We start from the raw sequence: 22,234 nt of genomic DNA on the forward strand, positions 1-22,234 counted from the left end.
CGTACCGGAGACCCGATGCCCGCCAAGCCCACGATGGACGCCGACGCCGCTGCTCCCGACGTACGGGCCACGTCGTCCGCCGTACCGGCCGACGGCTCCTTCGACGTACCGGCCGAGGCGGTCGCGCCGCTCATCCGCGGGGTCGCCGTGCTGCGCCGGCTGACGGAGGCGGGCGGGACACTGAGCCCGAGCGCCCTGGAGCGGGCCACGGGCCTCGCCCGCTCCACGGTCGACCGGATCACCGCCACCCTCGCCCGCATGGGATACGTCCGCCTCGACGGCCGGGACGTGATCCTGACGCCCCGCCTGATGGAACTGGGCAACGCCTACCTGTCCGCCCTGCGGCTGCCCGCCCTGCTGGACGCTCGCGCCGACGCCCTCGCCGACGAACTGGACGAATCCGTGTCCCTGGCGGTCGCCGACCGCGACGGCATCCGCTTCATCCACCAGGCCACCCGCCGCCGCGCGATGTCCCTGAGCTTCCGCATCGGCGACCTGCTGCCGGCCGAACGCACCGCGCCGGGTGCCCTGTTCGCAACGGAGTGGACGCAGAACGACTGGCGGGCCTGGCGGCAGCGCAGGTCAGCGGACCGGGAGGGGACACTCTTCCCGGCCGTACCACCACCCCAGCACCCTTCCCGCGAAGAGGACTTCGAGCGACGGGCAGCCCAATCGGCCGCGGACGGCTGGGCCTTGGACGACCAGCTGATCGAACCGGGCCTGGTCGCGGTGTCCGTCCCCGTACGGGACCCGCGCACCGGCCGTATCGCCTGCGCGGCGAACGTGGTGAGCCACACCAGCCGGCACACCGCCGCGGACCTGCGCGACACCCTGCTGCCCCGGCTGCGGGCGGCGGTACGGGTGATGGAGGACGACCTGCGCGAGGTGCCGCCGCCCCAGCCGTCCGCCGCGCCCTTGGGCCTCGCGACCTGGACCGGCGCGTCGAAGCAGGAACTGGGCCGGGAGTTCGTCGAGTCCCTGGCCCGCGGTCTGACGGTCCTGACGGCCTTCGGCGAGGGCCGCGCCGCCCTGACCCTGACGGAGGTGGCGAAGGCGACGGGCCTGGCCCGCGCGACGGCCCGCCGAGCCCTGATCACCTACGAACACCTCGGCCTGGTCCACGCACAGGACCGCACGTTCACGCTGACCCCCCGCGTCCTGTCCCTCGGCTTCCCGCCCCTCTCCCGCACGTCCCTGCCCGAGATCGCGGCCCCGCACATGGCCGAACTCGCCCAGAGGGTCCACGAGTCGACGTCCCTGGCGGTGCTGTCGGGCCACGACATCCAGTACACGGCCCGCGTCGCCACGAGCCGCATCATGAGCGTGAACATCACGGTGGGCACCCGGCTGCCGGCCTACGCGACATCCATGGGCCGCGTACTGCTGTCGGACCTCCCCCCGTCCGACCGCCCCCTCCCCTGCCCGCTCCTCCCCCTCACCCCCCACACCCTGACCGACCCGGAGGCCCTGACCCGCCTCCTCACCGAGATCCGGTCCCAGGGCCACGCCCTGGTCGACGAGGAACTCGAGGAGGGCCTCCGCTCGATCGCAGTCCCGGTCCGCGACCGCACGGGCCGAGCGGTCGCCGCCCTGAACGTGGCCATGCACGCGGCCCGCCACACGCCCGAGGAATGCGAACGGGACATCCTGCCCCACCTGCGCGCCACGGCGACCCGCATCGAGCAGGACCTCCACGTGGCAGGCCGCTTCACCCGAGTACCGACGACCTGACCCCACCCCTCGCCCGAACAGATCCGGTACGCTGACGCCTGTGGCCTCCACGGCCACGACCCCGCCTTCGTAGCTCAGGGGATAGAGCACCGCTCTCCTAAAGCGGGTGTCGCAGGTTCGAATCCTGCCGGGGGCACAGTGTCTGACCAGCGCGTTTACCTCTCCGGGGTAGGCGCGCTGTTCGTCGTAGCCATGGCATTGACCATGAATAGGTTCCAGAGCCATGGCGAACACCAAGAGCAAGCGACGTCAGCGCGGCAGCATCCGACCCAACGGGGCCGGCTTCCAGGTCCGGGTCTACGCCGGGCGCGACCCGCTCACGAAGAAGGACATCTACCTCCACGAGCAGGCCGCGACGGAGGTCAAGGCCGAGAAAGTCCGCACGAAGCTCCTCCACCAGATCGACGAGAACCGCCACCCCAAGACGCAGGTGACCATTTCGTTCCTGCTCGACCAGTGGCTGGGTGTCGCCGAGCTCGACGAGACGCATCGCGCACGCGCTGTCGAGCCGACTGCTGAGCAGCGCATTGCGGGGCCGCGCAGCGGCGATCCGTACGATCGATCGATGTGATCACCCGATCGTGAATTCTTCCGGACTCCCACCCGACATGACGCGATGCTCAAAGGGACGGCGCGTGACCGGCGCCGCCCGGACGGGCTGTGGGTGGGGAAGAGCATGACGCGAGAAACGGGACGGCGCGAAAGCCTGGACGAGCAGGCGTTGCTGCTGGTCGCCGGGCTGGCCGAGCTGGCCGTGAGCACGCTGGGTACGGCCGTCGGCGCCGTGCGGGGGCTGTTGCGCCGATCGGACGCCGCGGAACTCGCCGCGCAGGCCGAACACGATCTCGCAGCGCGTGGCCGCCTGGTGCTGGACCGGTACGCGACCGTGCCCCCGGCTCACCTGGAGATCCTCGCCCGGCACGTGTCGGCTCGGAAGAGCGCCGATGACGACTGACCGGTGGGAGCCGGTCGCGTTCAAGGCCCGCATCGACGAGGTGCTGCACCGGCTCGTCGCCCAGGAAGCCGATCAGTTCGCCGCGATCGATCCGCTCCTGGGCCCGGTGGCCGAGCAGTTGGCGGCCGCGGTCGCGGAGGGCAAACGGCTGCGCGCGGCGTTCTGCTACTGGGGCTGGCGCGCGGTGGGCCAGCCGGACAGCGACGCGCTGGTGCGGGCGGCGGCGTCCATGGAGCTGGTGCACGCTGCCGCGGTCGTTCACGACGACCTCATCGACGACAGTCCGCTGCGGCACGGGCGCCCCACGGCCCATGTCGCCCTGCGGGATGCCGTACGGCGTCGTCCGCGCGGCGCGGCGGCGGCGAGGTCGCTGGCGATGCTGGTGGGAGACCTGCTGATGGCGTTGGCGGGGCAGTTGTTCGCCACCAGCGGCCTGCCCGCCGCGTACCTCGCCCGTGCCCGCCCCCTGTGGTCGGTGATGGCCCGGGAACTGATCGCGGGCGAGTGCCTGGAGATCCTGCGTACCGGGGCCGGTCCGGACACCGAGGCGTCGCTGAAGGTGATCCGCTACAAGACCGCCAAGTACACCGTCGAGCAGCCCCTGCTGATCGGCGGCGCACTGGCCGGGGCCGGCACACGGCTGCGCGAGGGTTACTCCGCGTACGGGCTGCCCCTGGGCGAGGCGTTCCAGCTGCGGGACGACCTGCTCGGTCTGTTCGGAGACCCGGAGCGCACCGGCAAGGCCAACGCCGACGACGTGGAGGGCCACCGGCCCACGGCCCTGCTGGCAGAGACCTGGCGCCTGGCCGGGGAGGACGACCGTGCGCGGTTGCGCGCCGTTCTGGGCCGACGCCGCCTGGACTCGGATGCCCTGGACACGGTCCGCGAGGTGATGCGCGTACTGAGGGCACCCGACCGCATCGAGGACATGATCGGTCTCCGGGTGGAGGAGGCGCTCGGTGCTCTCGACGAGCTGGACGTTCCGGCCCCTGCCCACACCGCTCTGACCTCGCTGGCCCGCTCCGCGGCGGACCGCCAGTTCTGAGAACTCAGCCACAACGGAGGCCTGCCATGACGATGACGTACACCGACGCGTCGATGGACGCCCTGCGGCAGGCCGGTGACGAACTCGCCGACGCCACCGTCGCCACGCTCTTCGAACGCGGCCAGGTGGGCACGTTCAACAGCCTTATGCGCTACGTCTCCACCGCCGGTGCTCCCCTGCCGGACGGGCTGCCCGAGGTCGCGCGGGAGTACCTCGAGGCCACCCGTGTCCCGCCGGCCTGGGTGGACTGGTCGGAGATGGAGAAGGCACGGCTGTTCTTCATCGACAACAACGTGCACATCTCCACCGCGCTGTCCTTCGCCTCCATGCCCGCCTGCTACGTCGTACCGCATGTGGCGAAGCTGCTGTCGGCCACCCACGGGCTGAAGTACCCCTCCAAACGGATGGCGGAGACAGGCCAGTTCACCGTCTATCTGATGCAGCCGGACGCCTTCGAAGCCGGCGGCCGCTTCATCCCCGCCGCCCAGAAGGTCCGCCTTCTGCACGCCTCCATCCGCCACCACCTCACTCGCGAGAACCGGTGGGAGACAGCGACGCTGGGCACGCCGATCTGCCAGGAGGACATGATCGGCGGGCAGATGTTCTTCTCCCTGCTCGTGCTGGACAGCCTGCACCGCCTCGGCATCCACATGTCACAGGAAGGCGCGGAGGCCTACTACTACGCGTGGCGGGTGGTCGGAGCCATGCTCGGCGTCGACCAGGACGCGGTCCCCCGGACCCTCGACGAGGCCCGCCACTTCCTCGACCTGTACATGATCCGGCACATGGGGCCTTCCGAAGAGGGCGCGCAGCTGACCCGGCAGCTCATCGACCTCTACGAGGAGATCGTGCCCGGCACCTTCTTCGACCCGATCGTCTCCGCTCTGATCCGCCACCTCATCGGTGACACCTGCGCCGGCTGGCTCGCCGTACCGCACACCCCGTGGGACACCGTCGTCAAAGCCGTGCCCCACCTCCTCGGCGTCCTGGAGACCATCGAGGACCGCTCCCCCCTCGGCGCCTGGGCCCTGGACCGCCTGGGCCACCTCACCACCGTCTTCGAACTGTCCTCCCTCACCCGCGGGCGCGTCATGCACTACGCCATCCCCGAACAGCTCAAGAAGGACTACGGCATCTCCGCTGCGGTACCCCGCAGCCGCCGATGGGATCCACCGGCGGCCACAGTCTGTTGATCACGCACATACCCGGACGGCTCCCGGCGCAAGAGGCGATGTGCACGGAAGCGGAGGATGTGTTTTCGGCCAGGCCTGCCGACGTCGCCCGGGCCGAGGCGCGAGGCTGGAGCTTGCGAGCGACGGCACGGCGAGGCCCCGCCCGGCCCGGATGGCAGTGCGTCCCGCCTGCTCCGCGCCGTGCGCCGGAGCGGGCAGAAGTATGTCCGAGGTGGGGCCAGGAACTCGTTCACGGCCGTTGGGCCGGTTTCCGGTCCGGTGCGCGCTCCGGTGCCCGGTCCAGGCGCAGTGCCAGCGCCGGGCACGCGGCCACCGCGCGCCGTGCGTGCCCCAGTGCTTCACCCGTAAGAGGAGCCGATCCCACGACCGGGTAGCCCCACTCGTCCAACTCGATCAATTCCGGGAGCAGTTCGGCGCACAGGCCGTAGCCGTCGCATGCGATGCGGTCGATTCCGACGGTGTGTGTACGGGCCATGCCGTTCACCTCCATTCCCGGTCTGCGGGTACCGGTGTGTCCGGGACCGGCAGCAGGGGCTCGTGCCCGGCCGCGGCACACGGGCCGGCGCTCAGGTGGTGGCGTACGTCGTCGGCGAAGACGCGAAGGGCGGTCGCCGCGAAGCGTGAGGCGCCGTCGGGGTGCCGGCAGGCGCCGCGTCCGGCGAGCAGGCCCGTACGGCCTTCCAGACGCCGCATCAGCTCCGGGGTGGGGTCCCCCCAGGCGAGGTCCGCGAAGTCCGCGGCGACGGCCGGCAGGCCGAGCCGGCACGGCCCGCACTGTTGTGCGCTCTGCGCCGCGAGGTAGCCGAGAATCCTGGCCGCCTCGGCCAGACCGCAGGCGCGGGCGGGAAGCGCCACGATCACTCCGGCACCGGGTCCCGCGCCGAGCGACGCCAGGTCCTGCTTGGCGAACGGGACGTGCAGCGCCTGCCCCACCGGCAGCCAACTCCCGAAGAAGCCGCCCAACAGGACGGCTGCGAGCGGTTCCGCGGCTCCGCCGGCGACGTCAAGTACCTCACCGAGCGGTCGGCCCATCGGCACTTCGTAGACACCCGGTGTACGCAGCGCACCGGAGAGGGTCACCAGTGTGGTGCCCGCGGCGTCGGGGCGCCCGGCACCGCGGAACCAGCCGGGACCGTAGCGCGCGATCAGTGCGAGGTGGGCGAGGGTCTCGACGTTGTCGATCAGGGTCGGGCGCCTGCCGACCCCCTTCTCGAAGGGGCGCGGCGGGGTGGCCAGCGGGCGGGCGTCGCCGCCGTTCAGCCATCGCACCAGCGACGTCTCCTCGCTGGAGACGTAGTGATGGGGCAGTTCATGCACCTGGACCGGGAACGGGTCGGTGCCGACCCGCCGGCGTTCCCCGACGGCTTCGCGGAGGGCGTCCGCCTGGTCCTGCCTGGTGCGCGGCAGGCACAGATGCGCCACATCGGCGCCCACCGCGGCGGCGGCCAGTGCGGCGCCGTCCAGGACCAGGTGCGGGGCGAGGTCCAGCAGGGTCTCGTCCTTGCGGCTGGCCGGTTCGCTCTCCATGCCGTTGGCGACCACCACCGCGGTGCCCCGGCCGGCGGCGACGGTGCGCAGCTTGCGTCCGGTGGGGAAGGCGGCGCCGCCCCTGCCGGTCAGTCCGGCGTCCTCCACCGCGCGTATCAGTCGTTCGGCCGCGTCCGCGGTGCGAGGAAGGGGGGGCGGACCGTATCGGCCGAGGTGCTCGTCCAGGTCGGCCGGGCCGCCGGTGGCGTACCAGCCGTGCAGCAGCCGGGAGCCGTACGGGCCGAGCAGGCCCGCCCGCCCGTCACCGGCCGCCAGGGTTGTCCGTCCGTCGGTCATCGCCTCGGTCATTCGGACCCTCCCTCGTGGTCATCGGTCGGTGCGGGCGTCGAGTGGACAGTGCCCGTGCCGGTGCTCGTGCTCGCTCCCGCGCGCTGCGCCCAACCGGGTTGCAGCGGCCCGGAGTTCATGAACGCGGCCAGCACCACGGGCATCGCTGCCGCGGTGACTCCCGCCCAGAGCCGCATCGCGACCCGGCCCGGACCCGCCCGGTACAACCGCCACCAGACGGCCGCCACGACGAGCGCGGCGCATGCGGCGTACAAGGCGAGTTGCAGCGTGAGCCGGGTGTCCGTGCCGGTCCCCGCGGCGTGGAAGAGCGCGACGGGCCAGGCCGCATAGGCCAGCCAGTGCACGGTCTTCCACCACCGCTGCCCCATGCGCAGCCGTACCGTGCTGGTGGCCGCGACCGCGAGCAGCAGGTCGAACGCGACCGTGCCCAGTCCCAGCCAGAGCGGCCGGTACGAGGCGGCGAACGGCACCACCGCCACCCACCACCCCAGGTGGACGAAGGTGTCGAGGATCGCGGTGACGATGTGCAGGGCCAGGAAGACCAGGGTCAGCACCGACAGGTTGCGGTGCAGTGCGCTCACCTCGAAGCGGGCGAGCCGCCGCGGTATGTGGCGGCCGCCCACGGCGACACCGAGCGCCACGGTCGCGGTGAGCAGCACCAGGGCGACGGTGCCGCCGGCCCGGGTCGCGTACCACAGCGGGCTGGGGCCGGCGGCGAGGGGGACGAGTCCGGTCATCGGGCGTCTCCAGGGTTGTCCTCGGGCCAGCCGCAGACCCGCTCGACGGCTCCGTCCACGCGGACCAGCCTCGCGGGCAGCCCTGCCCGGCGCAGTCGGCCGAGGGCGCGTTCGCCGACGACGACGGCCTCGGTGGCGGCGGTGTTGGCAGCCACGCAGCTGATGGCGGCGACACTCACGGTCCGCCAGACCGGGGCGGGGATGTCGCCGGTGGCGGGGTCGACGATGTGGTGCAGTCGCCGTCCCCCGCGGCGCCAGGTCCGCACCGTGGTGCCGGAGGTGGCCATTCCGCCCCCGGTGATGCTCACCGTGGGCCGGGCCGCGGTGTCGGGCGCCGCGTGGTCGTCGGCGATGGCGATCCGCCAGCCTCCCGGCGGCGCCTGGCCCGCGGCGGAGAGATCCCCGCCGAGGTTGACCAGGACACCGCAGCCCGTCACCTCGGCGGCGCGGTGGGCGGCCCGGTCGGCGGCGAGAGCCTTGGCGGTCGCGCCGAGGTCGAGCGCGGTGCCCGGGGGCAGCCGCAGCCGCCGGGCGGCCCGCTCCCACTCCACCGCGCGCCAGCCCGCGGACGGCCCCGCAAGGCGTACGGGCCCCAGGTCCTGCGGTCGTAGCGCGGCGAACGTGACGTCGTAGCCGAGCGCGGCCACCGCCGTGCCGACGGTGGGGTCGACAACGCCGCCGGTCTCCTCCGCCGCGTGCAACGCCACGTCCATGGCCTCGGCGAACAGGGCACTCACATGGAACGCGGCTCCCGCAGCGGCGTTGGCACGCGACAGCTCCGAGTCGGGCCGGAAGCGGCTGCACGCCGCGTCGACAGCGGCGAGTTCGGCGTCGAGGACCTGCCGTGCCGCGCCCAGTGCGCCCGCGTCGGCGACCAGCAGCGAGGCGGTGGTGCCCAGTGCGGGAAAGGAGACCGACGCCGGATGCGTGCCGGCGGCGGTCATGAGGCACCCGAGGTGGTGTGCGAGGGCTGTGGAGTCGGTGCCGGAGGCTTCGTGGCGGTGGGCGCGGAGGTGGACGGCTGTGCGGTACGCGGCGCGACGGAGGCCGTCCGTTGCTTCCGCACGGTCGGGTGCGGGGACGGGGCCGCCGACCGCGACGGAGTCCTCGGGGCCGCGGAGGCGCTCGACCTGGGTGCGGGCGTGGGAGACGTGGAAGTCGGCGCGGGAGCCGAAGGCCGGGAGGTGTCCCTGGGCGTGGCCGAGGACTTCCCGGGCAGGGCGTGGGCGTATCCGGTGGCGAGCACGACGGAGCCGGCCGCGGCCGCGGCGGCCACCCAGCGGGTGGTGCTTCCGACCCGGCGCAGACCGCGGTCACGGCGCCGAGCGGCGCCGGCCGACGTGGAGTGGTCGGGGTGGGACATGGTTCCTCCTCGGCCGTCGGTGTGCCGCCGAAGCGCTCGACACTGCGCGGCCGCACGTGTGGGTATCCGTCGACCAGCCTGCGCAGGCGACTGTCTGTATCCGGTTCAGGAATCCTTCAGAACCCGCAAAGATCAGCGAATGTGCTGGTCAGGAGGGCGAAAGCGATCACCGGCGCGGGCCCTTGGAGGGATTCAGGTGTCGCTCGGCCGGGGGCCGCCGGAGTCGGACTTTCCACCGCGGTCGCGCACCCGCCGGGACGCGGGCAGCGACAGCGTCACGCTCAGGCCACCACCGGGCGTGTCCAGCAGGTCCGCGGTGCCGCCGTTGGCGGTGACCAGTCGGTGGACGATGGCCAGGCCCAGCCCGCTGCCGCTCGCCTCGGGGTTGCCGAACCTGCGGAACGCGCTCTCCCGCGCCGCCTGGGTCATCCCGGGGCCGTTGTCCACGACCCGCAACTGAACCGTCTCGTGGGTCTGCCTACCGGTGATCAGCACCCGGCCGCCCTCCTGGACCGCGTCGAGGGCGTTGGCGATCAGGTTGTCGAGCACCTGCTCAAGGTCGCCCTCGCCGAGGAAGGCGGTCAGCCGGGGGCGGCAGTCGACGGCGAGCCGGACCCGGCCCGCGTCGGCGACGGGCTCCCAGGCGGCGACGCGTTCGGCCACGACGCGGTCCACCCGGACCGGCACCGGTCGCGGCACCGCGTGCTCGGCACGGGCCACCGCCAGCATGCCGTCGACCAGCCGGGACAGGCGGGCGATCTCGCCCTGGGCGTCGGCCAGTTCGGCCGCGGTGTCCCCTTCGGCGTCGACGGCGAGCAGGTCGAGCCGCAGCCGGAGCGCGGCCAGCGGGGTACGCAGCTGGTGGGACACATCGGCGACGACGGCACGGTGACCGTGCACCAGGGCCTCGGTGCGGGCGGCCATGGTGTTGAACGTCGCCGCGAGACGGCGCACCTCCTGCGGCCCTGCCTCGGCCGGCGCCCGCTCGTCCAGTGCCCCCTCGCCCAGCCGCTGTGCGGCCCGGTCCAGCACCCGCAGCGGACGGCCGACCCAGCGGGCCAGCAGCACCGACATCAGCACGGCGGCGGCGAGTCCGCCGACGCCGATCAGCACGAGCCAGCCCCACAAGACCAGGATCCGGTCGTGCAGCGGATCGGCCGACCGGCTCAGGACGGCGACCCCGACCGGGTCCGAGGAGTCGCCGACCGGTACCGCGGTGGTCAGCCACTGCTCGTCCTGGCGCACCCGGGTTTCCGGGTGGGCGAGTACGGAGGAGACCAGCCGTGCGGGATCGCCCCCGGCCACGTCGGAGCACACGGTCGACAGCGCCACGCGGCGTGCTCTGTCGTAGACGGTCGCGCAGTCGCCTCTGCCGTGGGCCTGAGCGACAAGGTTCCGCGCCGCCGCGTCCGGCTTGTGGTCGGACAGGTGCTCCTCGACCGCGGAGGCGATCGACCTCGTTTTCGCAGCCGCATCGTCCCGGAAGGAGGTCTGCTCGCGCTGCGTCATGATCAGCCCGAGCGGCACCACCGCCAGCACCAGTACCGCGGTGATCAGGGCGAGAACGCTGAGCGCGATGCGTCGGGTCACGGCGCGTCAGCCGACTTCACCGAGGCGGAAGCCGCGCCCGTAGACCGTCTCGACCAGTCCGGGAACACCCAGTTTGCGGCGCAACGCTGCCATGTGGACGTCCAGCACCTTCGTGGGCCCGTACCAGTGGGCGTCCCAGGCTCGTTCCAGGATCTCCTGGCGCGTCACGACCCGGCCCGGATCGGCGACGAGGCACTGGAGGATGTCGAACTCCTTGGGGGTGAGCGCGATGTCCTCTCCGCCGACGGTCACCTTGCGGGTACGCGGGTCGACCACGAGCAGGCCGTGCGTCAGCAGCTCGGGCCCCGCGGGGCGGACGCGACGCAGAACGGCCCTGATCCGCGCCAGCAGCTCAGCCAGCCCGAAGGGCTTGACCAGGTAGTCGTCGGCGCCCTCGTCGAGGGCGGCGACCCTGTCGCCCTCCTCGCCGCGGGCGGTCACCACGATGATCACCATGTCCGACCTGCGGCGCAGTGTGCGGCAGACCTCGATGCCGTCCATGTCGGGCAGGCCGAGGTCGAGCAGGACCACGTCGGGTGCCGGAGCGTGGGTGAGCGCCCCGCGCGCGGTGCCGACACTGGCCGCCCGGTACCCGGCTCGGTCGAGGCCGCGCACCAGCGACCCGGCGAGGCCGGGGTCGTCCTCGACGACCAGCACCGCGAGCGCGTCCGGATCCGCCCGGGAGCCGGTTTCCTGTCCCACGGCACCAAGACTAGGACGACGCGGACGGTTCCCCCGACCGGCCGCAGGACAGCGCACGCAGGGGAGCCGCTGCCGCAGTCACTCGGCTTTGCCACATCTGAAGCTTTCCCGAACGGCTTCCAGACGCGGCGCGACGCACGCTGATGACATGGCGTCCGCGAGCCGGACGATCGCCTTGCGGCACCGCCTTCGTCCGAAGGAGGCCGACCGATGCCCGACCCCACGCACGACTCCGACCCGGTGCGCCGACGCGAACGCGGACTCCGGCGAGTGAGCACCACGACCCGCCGGACGGCCACCGCCGCGACAGCCGCCGCCCTGCTGCTCGGCGCCGGCTACGCCCACGTACTGCCGAGCGTCTCCCAACTGGCGTCCGGCGTTGTCGAGCACTCCTCCGGCCGCCACCCTCAGTCCCCGGCCAACGCCCCGGCCCCCACCACGCAGCCGGCGCAGACGACGACCGGAGCGTCCTGACCCCTGATCTCACCGTCAGTGCCGGGCATCGCGGCTGGCCCCGGACGGCGCGACGAGGTCCGACGGCGGGCTGCTCGTCTCGCCCTGTTTCAGGTCCAGTTCGGCAAGCAGAGGTAGACCCGACCGGCTCAGCATCTACCCTCGCGGGGGCGTGAAGCGGGCGGCGGATCGGCCACCGCCGCTGCCGACTGGCCGCCCACGCACCGTTCGCACGCTGCCCTGAGGTCCGAGCCTTACGGCTGGATCTCCAACTCAACCGCGTTGCTGACTCCCCGCAGGCCGGACGTGAGGCATTCCGTGGGCAGTTCCCCGGGCAGCCCGGTGACGGTCCGCTGTGCGGGATGCCCTTGGCCGCGTCCTTCAGTGACCCGGCCCCGCTGGACGACGACGAGGACGCCCGCGACGCGGACGGTGGTGGCACTGTCGTAGACGATCAGCGACCTGCCGCCGTCGGCGTATCGGACGGTTTCCGTCCCCCGTCCGCCGGACACGGCGACGCAGGAAGCTTCCGGTACGTCCGAGTCGAAGGAGGCCGTGGCGGAGACGGTACGGCCGGGGGTGACGGTGCAGGCGTACGTGACGTCCGCGTGGACGTGGGTCGGCCGCGGCAGGAGGGTGAGCGGTGGGTCGTAACGACCTTCGCTGCGGCCCGCGCAGCCGACGCTCCCGCCCTCGCTCGTCATGGCCTGCCCAGCCGGTGCCCACGCCAACGCCGATCCCACCAGCATCAGCGACCCCAGCGTCACCGCGATGCCACGCCTACCGAGCATGTTCCCTCCACCACGTCCTGCACCTCTGGCGGCCCCTGGCCTACCCGGAGGGAACGCCCGTCGCCCCGGCGCCTGGAAGCCCACAGCCCGCGCGCTCCCCGCCCGGCGCGCGGTTACGCGCACCCGTGCTCTCACCGGTCACCGGCCGGTCGGCTCGGGTCGCATGGAACCTGCGAGGCGGCGGGTAGCAAGCGCCGGACGAGTCCTCGTCGAGCAGGGAACGAACCGGAGGAGATCTCCAGTGGGCCGAACCACCGCCGCAGTCGCCGTAGCCGCCACCGCCGCGAGGGGGCGCATCTTCGCCATGATGGACGCGGACGGCGACGGGGTCATCTCGGCGCAGGACTACCTCTCCCGGGTCGACCGAGCCGTCCAGGCCACCGGACGCACGGAGGACGACCCGCTCGTCGTCGCCGCCCGCGGGCAAGCCCACAAGGCGTGGGGGGCCATGGACGCGAACGGCGACGGGCGGTTGGCCTTCGGCGAATACGACGCATGGGTCGGTGCCGATAAGTTCGACAACATCTGCCGGTTCGCCCTCGGCTCGCTGTTCGACCTTGCCGACGCCGACGGGGACGGCGCCCTGGACAAGGCCGAATTCATCATCCTGCGCACTGCGCTGAACAATTCAGCCGGAAACGCGGCCGCCGCGTTCGACGCTCTGGACACCGACGGCGACGGCCGAGTCGGTCGTGACGCCTACCTGGCAGCGATCCGCGCCTATGTGATCGGCGACCCTTCTACGATGGGCGACGCCCTGTACTGAGCTCAGTGGCCTGCTGGTCCCGTCGTACGCGCGGCACACAGATGGCGCATGGCGCCCGATGTTCAGCGGGCCGGTGGCTGGATGTAGTCCTCCAGGCGTGCGACGGCGAAGCCCTGCTTCTGGATGAGCCTGAGCATGCTGGCGAACATCTGCGTCATCGTGCGGCCCTTGAGCTCGGAGGGCCCGCGGAAGTGGGCGAGGATGATGTCGCCGTTGCGCAACTTCTTGTCCGGCGTCTGGTACTGCATGCTGCGGATCTGCATCGACTCCCGCCACCACACGATCGCGCGGGGCCCGCACTCCCCGACCGCGGTCCTGGTGTTGGTGTTGTACGCGCCGTAGGGCGGCCGGAACAGCAGCGGAGCGGTGCCGTACTCCTTGGTGAGGATCTTCTGGTCTCCGCACACCTCTTCCCGTTGACGGGCCAGCGGGACGGAGCTCATGACGGGATGGTGCAGGGTGTGGTTCTGGATGTGATTGCCCAGCGCCTGCAGCGGTTTGAAGTACGCGTAGTCCGACTTGATCGCGTCGTTCATCAGGAACATCGTGATCGGGACCTTCAGGTCCCGCATCATCTTGATGAACTGGGGATCCTTCTCCTGGCCGTCGTCCACCGTGATGAAGACGACCCTCTGCGAGGTCGGTATGTGGGTGAAGACCGGAACGGTTCCGGTGGCCGAGAGCTTCACTGGCTTGTCAGCCGGCGGCTGCGGAGCGGTCCGCAGCGGTGTCAGACCCCACCTGTGCCAGGCCGCGAGTTCGGCGGCGCGAGCAGTGCCGGCCGCGTTGCCGTTGGGTGCGGCGCCCTGCGCCGAGGGGGCGGAGTGACCGGTTCTGCTGCTGCCGCCGCCCGCACCGCAGCCGCTGATGGCGACGGCCACCGCGATCGCCCCGGCCACCGACGTGTACAACCTGCCCCGGCTCATCCGCTGCACCGTTCCTCGCTTTCGTCTGGAGTACGACGTTTTGCCTGAATGAAAATAGCTTGATAATCAAGAGCCACGATCACCCTGTTTGATGACGGATGCGGGCGCAGGGTTCCCGTCGGCCATGGGGCCGGGGCAAGCGGTCGCGGGTCACTTCAGGACGTTGACCGCGCGCGCGATGATCAGCGCCAGGGTCAGCAGGGAGATCGCGGACTGCACGGACATCAGCAGCTTCGCCCACCGGGACAGCGGCATGGTGTCGGTGGGGCTGAAGGCCGTGGCGTTGGTGAGGGCGACATAGAGGTAGTCCATGTACTGCGGCTCCCAGTCATCGGGCGCGATGCCCTCCTGCTGCATCTGGGGGAAGAGGAAGTCCGGGTTCTGGTGCGTGCCGAGGGCGCGGGCCACCGGACCGCCTCGGTCCCACTCCCAGTACCAGAGGCTGAAGGCGATGACGTTGGTCAGCCAGATGCCGCCGCCCGTCGTCAGCAGGGCCACGGCGTTGGAGCCTTCGGTGCCGTGCAGCAGGTCACGTACCAGGATGACGGCCGACCAGCCGTTCGCGAGGCTGACCGCGGCGGCCAGCAGCAGGCCCAGCGCGCGCAGCAGACGGGAGCGGTGCTCGATCCGCCGGTGCGGATGGGCCACCCACAGCGCCGCCATCATGACCAGCTCCAGTACCGGCAGGAGCCAGTGCGGGTGGATGGTGAACCGTTCGGGCAGCGCCCACTGCACCCAGACGGCAACCAGCAGCGCCGCCATCACGGCCCAGCGCTGCTCACCCCGGGTGCGCCGCTGCCAAGCGGGACGCTCGGACTCGGACGCCTGCTCCGCCGGAGCAAGCAGGCCCTCTATCCGTTCCAGGCGGGCTTGCAGCAGCTCGGTCCAGTGCTCGGGGCCGGGGTGCTGCGGAGGCGGGGTGTCATGGGTGGTCACAGGGCTATCTTCGCCAGATGCTTGCCTCGTTGCGCAAGTCTGCAATCAACAGGAATCGTTCGTCATGCTGGGGCAGAGGCGAGCCCGGCCAGGACTTCGCCGGTGGCCCCGGCAGGAGAGGTTCGGCTGGTCCAGCCCTTGTCCGAGGTGGAGCTGTTCCATTCACGGCCGTCGAAATCCACCGTAGTGATGTGCAGGGTGGTGGCATGGCAGACCAGCCACAGGGCCAGGGCCCAGCCCGCCTTGGTGTCGGTTGCCCTGTAAGCGACGTGGTTCGGCGCGGGGGCGGGCGGGTCGGCGGCGGGGTCGCTGCCGAACTCGCGCCGGACCTCCGCCGTGACGGCCGTACCGCCGGTCCGGGCGGACCCCGGTGTGCCCACGCTCCGCACCTCGCAGCTGAGCGAGGCCCCCTCGCGGCCGGACAGAGCGGCGGCCAGAATGGCGGCATCCTGCTCGTGCTGCGCGTACGCCTCGGGGTAGCCACTGTGCTGGACCTTCTGTGCGGCGACGGTCACCGGCAGCTTCGAGTAGCCGGGCACCTTGACGAGAGCGTCGTAGAACATCCCTGCGGAGTGGACGGGGTCGAGCACCTGGGCGGGGGTGCCCCAGCCCTGTGAGGGCCGCTGCTGGAAGAGCCCCATCGAGTCCCGGTCGCCGTAGCCGATGTTCCGGAGCTTGGATTCCTGCATCGCGGTGGCCAGAGCCACGGTGACGGCGCGTTCCGGCAGTCTGCGGGCGTCGGCCACGGCCGCGATGGTCGCGGCGTTGGCGGCCTGGTCCAGGTCGAGGGTGACGGCCGGCCCCTCGGCGCTCTGCGCGGTGCACTGCTCCACCAGCACCGAAGGGATGTGGCGCGCGACGAGATAGCCGATGAGCGCCAGAACCATCCCGAGCCCCACGAGCACCGGCCACACCCGGCGCCGTCGCCTCCTTGCCGGCCCGCTCAGTCCCACCGCCCCCTCGAGCTTACAGTTGCGCTGTTGCGCAACTGTATATCCTTCCAGTCGGAGCCCGTGCGCAGAGCCACCTCGGGCCGGCCTGTTCACTGTCATTCAGGGGGAGCCGCATGCGCGGTCGACGAGAGCCAGTCGTGCACTACGGCCGGTTCACCAGCCGTGATGTGGAACTGGTGCTGTTGCTGGGCGCCGTACTGATCTGCGGGTACGGCTACGCCGAGACCACGCTCTCCACCGGGGGGAGCCTGTCGGCCGCCCTGCTGGGCCGGGTCGCGGTCCTGGGGATCCTGCCGCTGCTGTGCCATGGGGCCGTACGCCGCTTCGCCCGCCACGCCGACCCCTTGATCCTGCCGGTGGCCACACTGCTCAGCGGGCTGGGCATCGTCCTCATCCACCGCCTCGACATCGCCTACAAGGCCCGCTACGGCGCCGCGGCAGCGACGTCGGGACAGCTCATGTGGTGCGCCATCGCGGCGGTGGGCCTGTCCGCGGTGGTGATCGCGCTGAAGGACCATCGCAGGCTCCAGCGCTACCCCTACCTCGCCATCACCCTCGGCCTGGTGCTGCTGATGGCACCCGCCTTCTACCCCGGTGACGTCTACGGCGCCAAACGCTGGATCTTCATCGGGCCGCTGTCCTTCCAGCCCGGCGAGTTCGTGAAGATCGTCATCGTGGTCTTCTTCGCCGGCTACCTCACCATGCGCCGCGACGCGCTGGCGCTGGCGGGGCGCCGGTTCATGGGGCTCTACCTCCCGCGCGGACGGCAGCTCGGCCCCATCGCGGCCGTGTGGATCCTCAGCCTGCTCGTCCTGATCTTCGAACGTGACCTGGGCACGTCACTGATCTTCTTCGGCATCTTCGTGATCATGTTGTACATCGCCAGCGAACGCACCAGCTGGGTGGTGTTCGGCGTCGCGATGTTCGCCGTCGGCGCGTTCGTCGTCGGCTCCTTCGAACCGCACGTCCACGGCCGCGTGGTCGCCTGGCTGCACCCGATGGACATCTACCTGCCCCCTGCGCAGCGCCCGGCCGGACTCGTCTCCGACCAGGCCGCCCAGGCCCTCTTCAGCTTCGGCTCCGGCGGCATCCTCGGCAGCGGACTGGGCCAGGGCCATCCGGAGCTCATCGGCTTCGCCGGGCGCAGCGACTTCATCCTCACCACCGTCGGCGAGGAACTCGGCCTGGTCGGCGTCACGCTCGTGCTGCTCCTCTACGCGGTCCTCGCCGAGCGGGGCCTGCGCACCGCCATCACCGTGACCGACCCCTTCGGCAAGCTTCTCGCCGCCGGCCTGGCGACCTCGCTCGTGCTGCAGGTCTTCGTCGTCACCGGCGGCGTCACCGGCCTCATCCCCCTCACCGGCAAGGCCCTGCCCTTCCTCGCCCAGGGCGGATCCGCCATGGTCGCCAACTGGCTGCTGGTCGCCCTTCTCATCAAGGTCAGCGACACCGCCCGGCGACCCGCACCCCAGCCCGCCACCGACCTCAGCGCCGCCGAGACACAGATCGTGCGGCCGTGACCGGGCACCACAGAAGGAGCCGCGAGCATGCGAGCAAGCGGGAAACGACGGCGCGACTTCTTCGCCTGGGCGATTCCGCTCGGCGTGGTCGCAGCCGGCGTCACCGTAGTGATCATGATCAGCACCCGGCAGGAATCCGGTGTGGAGGTCACCGGGCGGGTTCACCTGCCCCCGCCCACGGCCCCCGCCCCCGGCGGCACGGTCACCACCGGGGGCCGGGGCATCTCATGGCGCGGGGGCTCCACCGAGCCCCCGGTGCCACTTCTTCCGCGTTACTGCCGGGTCCACTTCTGGTTGGTGCCGCCGTTGCAGGTCCACAGCTCGACGAGGGCGCCGTTCGCAGTGGCGCCTCCGGTGACGTCCAGGCACAGCCCTGACTGGACGCCGGTGACGGTGCCGTCGCTGTTGAGATTCCACTGCTGGTTGGTGCCGCCGGTGCAGTCCCAGATGACGACCTTGGTACCCGGGGAGGTCCCGAAGCCGTTGGCGTCCAGGCACTTGTTCCCGTAGACCCGCAACTCCTTGGCGGAGGTGGCGGTCCACTGCTGGTTGGTGCCGCCGGCGCAGTCCCAGATCTCGGTCTGCACACCGTTGGTGGTGCTCGCGCCGGGCACGTCGAGGCAGCGGTTGGAGCCGGTGCCGCGCAGTACGGCGCCGCTGCCGCTTCCCCCTCCGGGGTTGGTGCCGGTGCCCCAGCCCCACTGGAGCCGGTCGAGGCCGGGCCGGTTGTTGAGGGTCAGGGAGAGGTTGGTGCCGCTGCCGTTCAGGGAGGTGATGGCGCAGGAGGCGTTGTCGCAGGGCCCGGGGCCCTGGGCCTGGGCGGCTTCCTTGACGCCGGTCCACAGGACGGAACCGATGCCGAGGCTCCGTACGGTGTCGGTGATGGCGTAGAAGTAGGAGATGTTGTTGATGCCGTCCTTGGGGCCGTTGTAGTCGACGCCGGTGTTCATCGGGACGCCGAACTCGGTCACCACGGCGCGGTCGGCGTAGCCGCACAGGTTGTTGTTGAACTCCTTGACCCAGTCGGCCTCGGTTGTGTGGGAGATGCCGAACATGCTGTAGATGTGGATGGACAGCAGGGTGCCGGAGAGCCGGGAGTCGGCGCCGAGGCCGCACAGACTGGTGTCGGCCGATATGCCGGGGACGATCACGTGGTCACGAGGGAGATTGGGGTAATGCGCCAGCCAGTCGGCCTCGAAGTTGGCCAGGTCGGTGCCGCTGTACGCCCAGGGCTCGTTCATGATGTCGAAGTAGAAGTTGCTCTTCGAGCCGTACTTGCTGATCATCGTGTCCCACATCGCGTAGAACGACGCGGTGTCACTGACCTTTCCGTTCTGCAGCCACGGCGCGACGATGACCTTCATGCCCAGCGCGGTGGCGGCGTCCAGCGCCGCGGTGTAACTGCCCCACCAGGCTCCCGAGGTGGTCGCCGCGTTGAATCCCATGCGGACGGTGTTGGCCCCCAGGCCCTGGAAGCCCTTGAGGATGGCCGTGGACTTCGCGTACGTGGTGGCGTAGTCGTCCGAGGTCGACAGGCCGACGGGGATGTTCGGGCCGGTGATGAAGTTGTCGTTGGGGTCCGCCCAGTTCACTCCGTGGAACTGGCTGGTGGCCGAAGCGGCCGGGACGGCCTGCGCCTCGGTGGCGGCCTGGGCGGTGCCGCCGCCCAGCAGTCCCAGCAGCGCCAGGGCTGAGGCCGCCGCGCCGGCGATAAGGCGCCGGCCGGTCTGGAGGCGGCTGCGCCCGGCGCTCGGCCGTCTCAGTAAGCGCGTCGTCGCGATGTTCACGAGGTCTCCTCACGAGGCCGTGTTTATTTGTGTTCGATTCCATTCATTGAGCTGCAGCGCCCACCAGCGACAGGCCGCGTCACGGCTCTACACATGGGATGAATACGGCCGGGTGGGTCCGCATAGCCTCTGAGCGTGGCCCTGTATCCGACTTGCCAGGACCGGAGAAGAGCTTGCCTGGGCCCAACAGGGCGGTCAAGACTCAGTGCGCACATTTGCCGGGCAGACATGGGATGAAACGGCGGCCCCTTTGTCGCGTTTGATTGTGCGACAACTTGTGGACTTGCGCCCTCACGTCTGGTCGGACGCACCATCGAGGAAGCATCTGACGGACGAGGATCCAGCCCCGGGGTGCGGCGCCAGCGAAGACCGAGGCGCTGCCCGAGCCTGCGGTCGACGAGCAGACCGGTGACGAGGCGGGCGGTGCCTTCGAAAGCGGCCCACAGGCCGCCGGCGGGCAGGATCGCGCCGGCATGGTCCAGGGCCGCTGCGGTCGTCCGAGGAGCCCCCGGTGGCCGAGCCGTCTGCCGGGCGGCTGGTCGGCGGTGACGTCGGTGACGCCGAGGGGGGGCGAGGACATGCCGGTGCGGGCGTTCCTCGTACGAGGTGCGGGTGGCGGCGACCAGGGCGGCGCCGAGCAGGGACGGGTTCCAGGGGGAGCCGTCGCAACTGCCGAGTACGCAGGTGGGAACTCGGATCGCGGGCGGGGGTTTGTCCGGCGATGGACGAGCGTGGCGCGGCGGCCCCGTGTGGATCTGTGCCGACGGCCACAGCGTTCGGGAGGGAGGTGGGGTCATACTGAGCCATGACCAAGCCCGCGGCACCGAAGCGTCATCTGCCCACCAGCCCCTTCAAGGCCCCGGTCGCACCGGCCCCCAAGCACTTCGCCATGGGCGACCAAGTGACACACGACGTGTACGGCCTCGGCCGCGTGATCGGCATCGAGGACGGGATCGCGGCGCTCGTCGATTTCGGCTCGACGCAGATGCGGATCTTGAGCCCGTACGCCAAGATGACCAAGCTGTAGCGCCGTCGTGCCCGGCCGCGGCACGCCAGGACCCATCAGGGACCTGTAACGAAAGGCAGACCTGTCATCGACTCGACGTCGCTGTTCTCCGCCCCGCCGGAAGGGCAACCCCGCCGTTCCACGGCACCGTCGCCGCCTCCGACGACGACCCCCTTCCAGGCTCCGGACTTCGGAGAGGACGAGATCTTCCGGCCCGAGGACGCGCAGGAGCCCGTCCCGGACACCCGTGCGGCGCGATCCGCGGCTGCCTGAGGAAAGCCCGGTCAAGGGCTGTATGAGCATGAGGAAGGCCCTCCGTGGAGATCACGGAGGGCCTTCCTCATGTGTGCCCGTTTGTGGGCTACTTGCCGAAGCTGACGGTGTTGTTGCAGCCCAGGCTCGAACCGACGTTGGTGTTCTGCGTGTCGGGTTTGCCGTCCGGGCCGAACGCGGCGGTCTCGCCCTGTACGTCACTGTTGTCTTCGGTCACCGTGCAGGTGGTGCTCTGGTTGACAAGGATCTTCTGGCTTTCGTGGCCGTGGTGCTCGCGCGAGTGACCCTGTCCGTGTTTGCTCCCGTGCCCGTCCCCGTGGGCGTAAGCGGTGCCGGCGCCGAGGAAGCCGACGGTGCCGAGGAGGACGGCCACGACAACGGTCTTGCGAGGCTTGCGCATTTCTTCTCCGGGTGTTGAAACGGACGCGAGCGAGATCCGCCACGTCTTAAGGTGACTGGAGGTTAATGCGCAAATTTCCTATATCTGCTCGTCGGCACGCCGGATCGTCCGATCAACGAGCGCAGGCGACGGGCCGTCTCCCGGCCCAAATCCCCTGTGCGGACAAGGCATAGCGAAGACGAAGCGGGCGTAGGCGCTCCGCGCGGAAACCACCCGTGCGGCGGTGCCGCGAGCGTGAGGCGGCTTGCGCCGTTCGGCTCGTTACGGCGACGGGTGTCCGCCGTGGTGGACGACCGTGATGAGGGGGTGATGGCCGGGTGGATCTCCAACAGATGCGCCATGTCGTCGCCGTCGCCGAAACCCGCAACTTCACGCGCGCCGCGAAGCGCTGTTTCGTGGTGCAGTCGTCGCTGAGTCACCGGATCGCCGGGCTGGAACGGGAGCTCGGCGTCAAGCTGTTCGCCCGGTCCAGCGGCCGGGTGGAACTGACGCCCGCGGGGGCGGCGTTCGTCGCCGGCGCACGCGAGTGCCTGGCCGCCGCCGACCGGGCGGCCGCAGATGCCGCCGCCGCGACCGGTGTGGTGCGCGGCCGGCTCGCCGTCGGCGTGATCGTGACGACGGCTGCCGTCGACGTACCCGAACTGCTGCAGCGCTACCGCGCCCGGCACCCGGACGTCCGCGTCGCTCTGCGCTCGGGGCGCAGCGACGAACTGGCGGCGGCGGTCCGCGACGGGTGGAGGCGGTCGTTCTCGGTCACGACGAGCATGTGCTGGTGGTGGCGGCCGCTCACCGGCTGGCGGGCGCTGCCCGGGTCACGCTGCGGGAGATCGCCGAGGAGACGTTCGTGGACTTCGTGGGCGGGACGCCCGCCCGGGCCCAATCCGATCAGGCGTTCGCGGCCGCGGGCCTGGTGCGCGATGTCGCGTACGAGGCCGGTGTCGTGGAGCTGATCACCCGGCTGATCGCGCGCGGGCTCGGCATCGCGCTGCTGCCGTCGGCGCTCGTCCGGCCGCGGGCCGCCGACGATCCCGGGCCGGCGCTGGTCCCGGTGGCCGACGGACCGCGTCGGACCGAGTATCTGGTGGGGAACCGGTTCAACCCCAGTCCCGCGACCCGGGCGATGCTGGGCATCCTCGGGGTGCCGTCGACGGCGTCCTGACCCCCGGTGTACAGGATGGCTACGGCCGGTGAGGTTCGGCGATCGGTCGCCAAAACCTCCCCAAGGTCGATGAAATCGCCTAAATTGCTCGGATCAGGTGGATCCCCGAGCG

Annotated in this window: 22 protein-coding genes, 1 tRNA gene and 1 pseudogene; 11 read left to right on the forward strand and 13 right to left on the reverse strand. The window is 71.2% G+C overall.

From position 1 onward, the window contains the following. Positions 1-15 precede the first annotated feature (15 nt). From ABD355_RS22250 to ABD355_RS22275, 6 genes are all read left to right on the forward strand, one after another. Complete coding sequence (locus ABD355_RS22250; protein ID WP_344402289.1) at positions 16-1,731, forward strand: IclR family transcriptional regulator domain-containing protein; 1,716 nt, start codon at positions 16-18, stop codon at positions 1,729-1,731. 63 nt (positions 1,732-1,794) lie between these two features. Then, positions 1,795-1,867: transfer RNA gene (locus ABD355_RS22255), tRNA-Arg, on the forward strand. Positions 1,868-1,954: 87 nt separating this feature from the next. Further along, on the forward strand, positions 1,955-2,302 hold the full coding sequence (locus ABD355_RS22260) for a hypothetical protein (RefSeq protein WP_344402290.1): 348 nt from the start codon (positions 1,955-1,957) through the stop codon (positions 2,300-2,302). Between the two features lie 105 nt (positions 2,303-2,407). After that, complete coding sequence (locus ABD355_RS22265) at positions 2,408-2,686, forward strand: polyprenyl synthetase (protein WP_344402291.1); 279 nt, start codon at positions 2,408-2,410, stop codon at positions 2,684-2,686. Then, positions 2,676-3,731, forward strand: coding sequence for a polyprenyl synthetase family protein (locus tag ABD355_RS22270; RefSeq protein WP_344402292.1), 1,056 nt, complete (start codon positions 2,676-2,678; stop codon positions 3,729-3,731). Before ABD355_RS22265 ends, ABD355_RS22270 begins: the two co-directional genes overlap by 11 nt. A 32-nt stretch (positions 3,732-3,763) precedes the next feature. Beyond that, the gene (locus ABD355_RS22275; protein ID WP_344402342.1) at positions 3,764-4,924 is read left to right on the forward strand and encodes an oxygenase MpaB family protein; all 1,161 of its coding nucleotides are present in this window, start codon (positions 3,764-3,766) and stop codon (positions 4,922-4,924) included. Positions 4,925-5,153: 229 nt separating this feature from the next. Here ABD355_RS22275 and ABD355_RS22280 read toward each other — a convergent pair whose 3' ends face one another. The 7 genes from ABD355_RS22280 to ABD355_RS22310 form a co-directional block, all read right to left on the reverse strand. Next, positions 5,154-5,399, reverse strand: coding sequence for a ferredoxin (locus ABD355_RS22280; protein WP_344402293.1), 246 nt, complete (start codon positions 5,397-5,399; stop codon positions 5,154-5,156). A 5-nt stretch (positions 5,400-5,404) separates the two neighbouring features. Next, positions 5,405-6,760 (reverse strand): NADH-ubiquinone oxidoreductase-F iron-sulfur binding region domain-containing protein, encoded by a 1,356-nt coding sequence (locus ABD355_RS22285; RefSeq protein WP_344402294.1) that lies wholly within the window; start codon positions 6,758-6,760, stop codon positions 5,405-5,407. Continuing rightward, complete coding sequence (locus ABD355_RS22290; protein WP_344402295.1) at positions 6,757-7,497, reverse strand: ferric reductase-like transmembrane domain-containing protein; 741 nt, start codon at positions 7,495-7,497, stop codon at positions 6,757-6,759. Before ABD355_RS22290 ends, ABD355_RS22285 begins: the two co-directional genes overlap by 4 nt. Continuing rightward, entirely contained in the window at positions 7,494-8,441 is a 948-nt protein-coding gene (locus ABD355_RS22295; RefSeq protein WP_344402296.1) for an FAD:protein FMN transferase, read from the reverse strand. The genes ABD355_RS22290 and ABD355_RS22295 overlap by 4 nt, the downstream gene beginning before the upstream one ends. Next, entirely contained in the window at positions 8,438-8,860 is a 423-nt protein-coding gene (locus ABD355_RS22300; protein WP_344402297.1) for a hypothetical protein, read from the reverse strand. The genes ABD355_RS22295 and ABD355_RS22300 overlap by 4 nt, the downstream gene beginning before the upstream one ends. Positions 8,861-9,052: 192 nt before the next feature. Further along, entirely contained in the window at positions 9,053-10,450 is a 1,398-nt protein-coding gene (locus ABD355_RS22305; protein ID WP_344402298.1) for a sensor histidine kinase, read from the reverse strand. A 6-nt stretch (positions 10,451-10,456) separates the two neighbouring features. Next, a complete protein-coding gene (locus ABD355_RS22310; protein ID WP_344402299.1) occupies positions 10,457-11,152 on the reverse strand; it encodes a response regulator transcription factor in 696 nt (231 codons plus the stop codon). Positions 11,153-11,362: 210 nt separating this feature from the next. Between ABD355_RS22310 and ABD355_RS22315 the strand changes: the two genes are divergently transcribed. Then, entirely contained in the window at positions 11,363-11,626 is a 264-nt protein-coding gene (locus ABD355_RS22315; RefSeq protein WP_344402300.1) for a hypothetical protein, read from the forward strand. A 233-nt stretch (positions 11,627-11,859) separates the two neighbouring features. On the opposite strand, the gene ABD355_RS22320 is transcribed toward ABD355_RS22315, so the two are convergent. Continuing rightward, a complete protein-coding gene (locus ABD355_RS22320) occupies positions 11,860-12,396 on the reverse strand; it encodes a hypothetical protein (protein WP_344402302.1) in 537 nt (178 codons plus the stop codon). Positions 12,397-12,637: 241 nt separating this feature from the next. On the opposite strand from ABD355_RS22320, the gene ABD355_RS22325 reads away from it, so the two are divergent. Beyond that, complete coding sequence (locus tag ABD355_RS22325; RefSeq protein WP_344402304.1) at positions 12,638-13,162, forward strand: EF-hand domain-containing protein; 525 nt, start codon at positions 12,638-12,640, stop codon at positions 13,160-13,162. Positions 13,163-13,224: 62 nt separating this feature from the next. Here the strand turns inward: ABD355_RS22325 and ABD355_RS22330 are convergent, their stop codons facing one another. The 3 genes from ABD355_RS22330 to ABD355_RS22340 all read right to left on the reverse strand — a co-directional run bounded on the left by ABD355_RS22330 (position 13,225) and on the right by ABD355_RS22340 (position 15,911). Then, positions 13,225-14,088 carry a polysaccharide deacetylase family protein gene (locus ABD355_RS22330; protein ID WP_344402306.1) on the reverse strand — a complete coding sequence of 288 codons (864 nt, stop codon included), beginning with the start codon at positions 14,086-14,088 and terminating at the stop codon, positions 13,225-13,227. A gap of 150 nt (positions 14,089-14,238) precedes the next feature. Continuing rightward, positions 14,239-15,024 carry a hypothetical protein gene (locus tag ABD355_RS22335; RefSeq protein WP_344402307.1) on the reverse strand — a complete coding sequence of 262 codons (786 nt, stop codon included), beginning with the start codon at positions 15,022-15,024 and terminating at the stop codon, positions 14,239-14,241. A gap of 62 nt (positions 15,025-15,086) precedes the next feature. Next, entirely contained in the window at positions 15,087-15,911 is an 825-nt protein-coding gene (locus tag ABD355_RS22340) for a hypothetical protein (protein ID WP_344402308.1), read from the reverse strand. 179 nt (positions 15,912-16,090) lie between these two features. Here ABD355_RS22340 and ABD355_RS22345 point away from each other — a divergent pair, with 179 nt between their 5' ends. Next, on the forward strand, positions 16,091-17,497 hold the full coding sequence (locus tag ABD355_RS22345; RefSeq protein ID WP_344402309.1) for an FtsW/RodA/SpoVE family cell cycle protein: 1,407 nt from the start codon (positions 16,091-16,093) through the stop codon (positions 17,495-17,497). 272 nt (positions 17,498-17,769) lie between these two features. On the opposite strand, the gene ABD355_RS22350 is transcribed toward ABD355_RS22345, so the two are convergent. Then, positions 17,770-19,284 carry a ricin-type beta-trefoil lectin domain protein gene (locus tag ABD355_RS22350; protein ID WP_344402310.1) on the reverse strand — a complete coding sequence of 505 codons (1,515 nt, stop codon included), beginning with the start codon at positions 19,282-19,284 and terminating at the stop codon, positions 17,770-17,772. Between the two features lie 805 nt (positions 19,285-20,089). On the opposite strand from ABD355_RS22350, the gene ABD355_RS22355 reads away from it, so the two are divergent. After that, the gene (locus ABD355_RS22355; protein WP_344402311.1) at positions 20,090-20,311 is read left to right on the forward strand and encodes a hypothetical protein; all 222 of its coding nucleotides are present in this window, start codon (positions 20,090-20,092) and stop codon (positions 20,309-20,311) included. 340 nt (positions 20,312-20,651) lie between these two features. Here the strand turns inward: ABD355_RS22355 and ABD355_RS22360 are convergent, their stop codons facing one another. Further along, positions 20,652-20,963: a hypothetical protein gene (locus tag ABD355_RS22360; RefSeq protein WP_344402312.1), complete on the reverse strand. Its 312-nt coding sequence runs from the start codon at positions 20,961-20,963 to the stop codon at positions 20,652-20,654. Between the two features lie 317 nt (positions 20,964-21,280). Here ABD355_RS22360 and ABD355_RS22365 point away from each other — a divergent pair. Further along, positions 21,281-22,122: pseudogene (locus tag ABD355_RS22365) on the forward strand (LysR family transcriptional regulator). Positions 22,123-22,234 lie beyond the last annotated feature (112 nt).

Source organism: Streptomyces longisporus, assembly GCF_039532765.1.
In the GTDB taxonomy this organism is placed as follows: domain Bacteria; phylum Actinomycetota; class Actinomycetes; order Streptomycetales; family Streptomycetaceae; genus Streptomyces; species Streptomyces longisporus.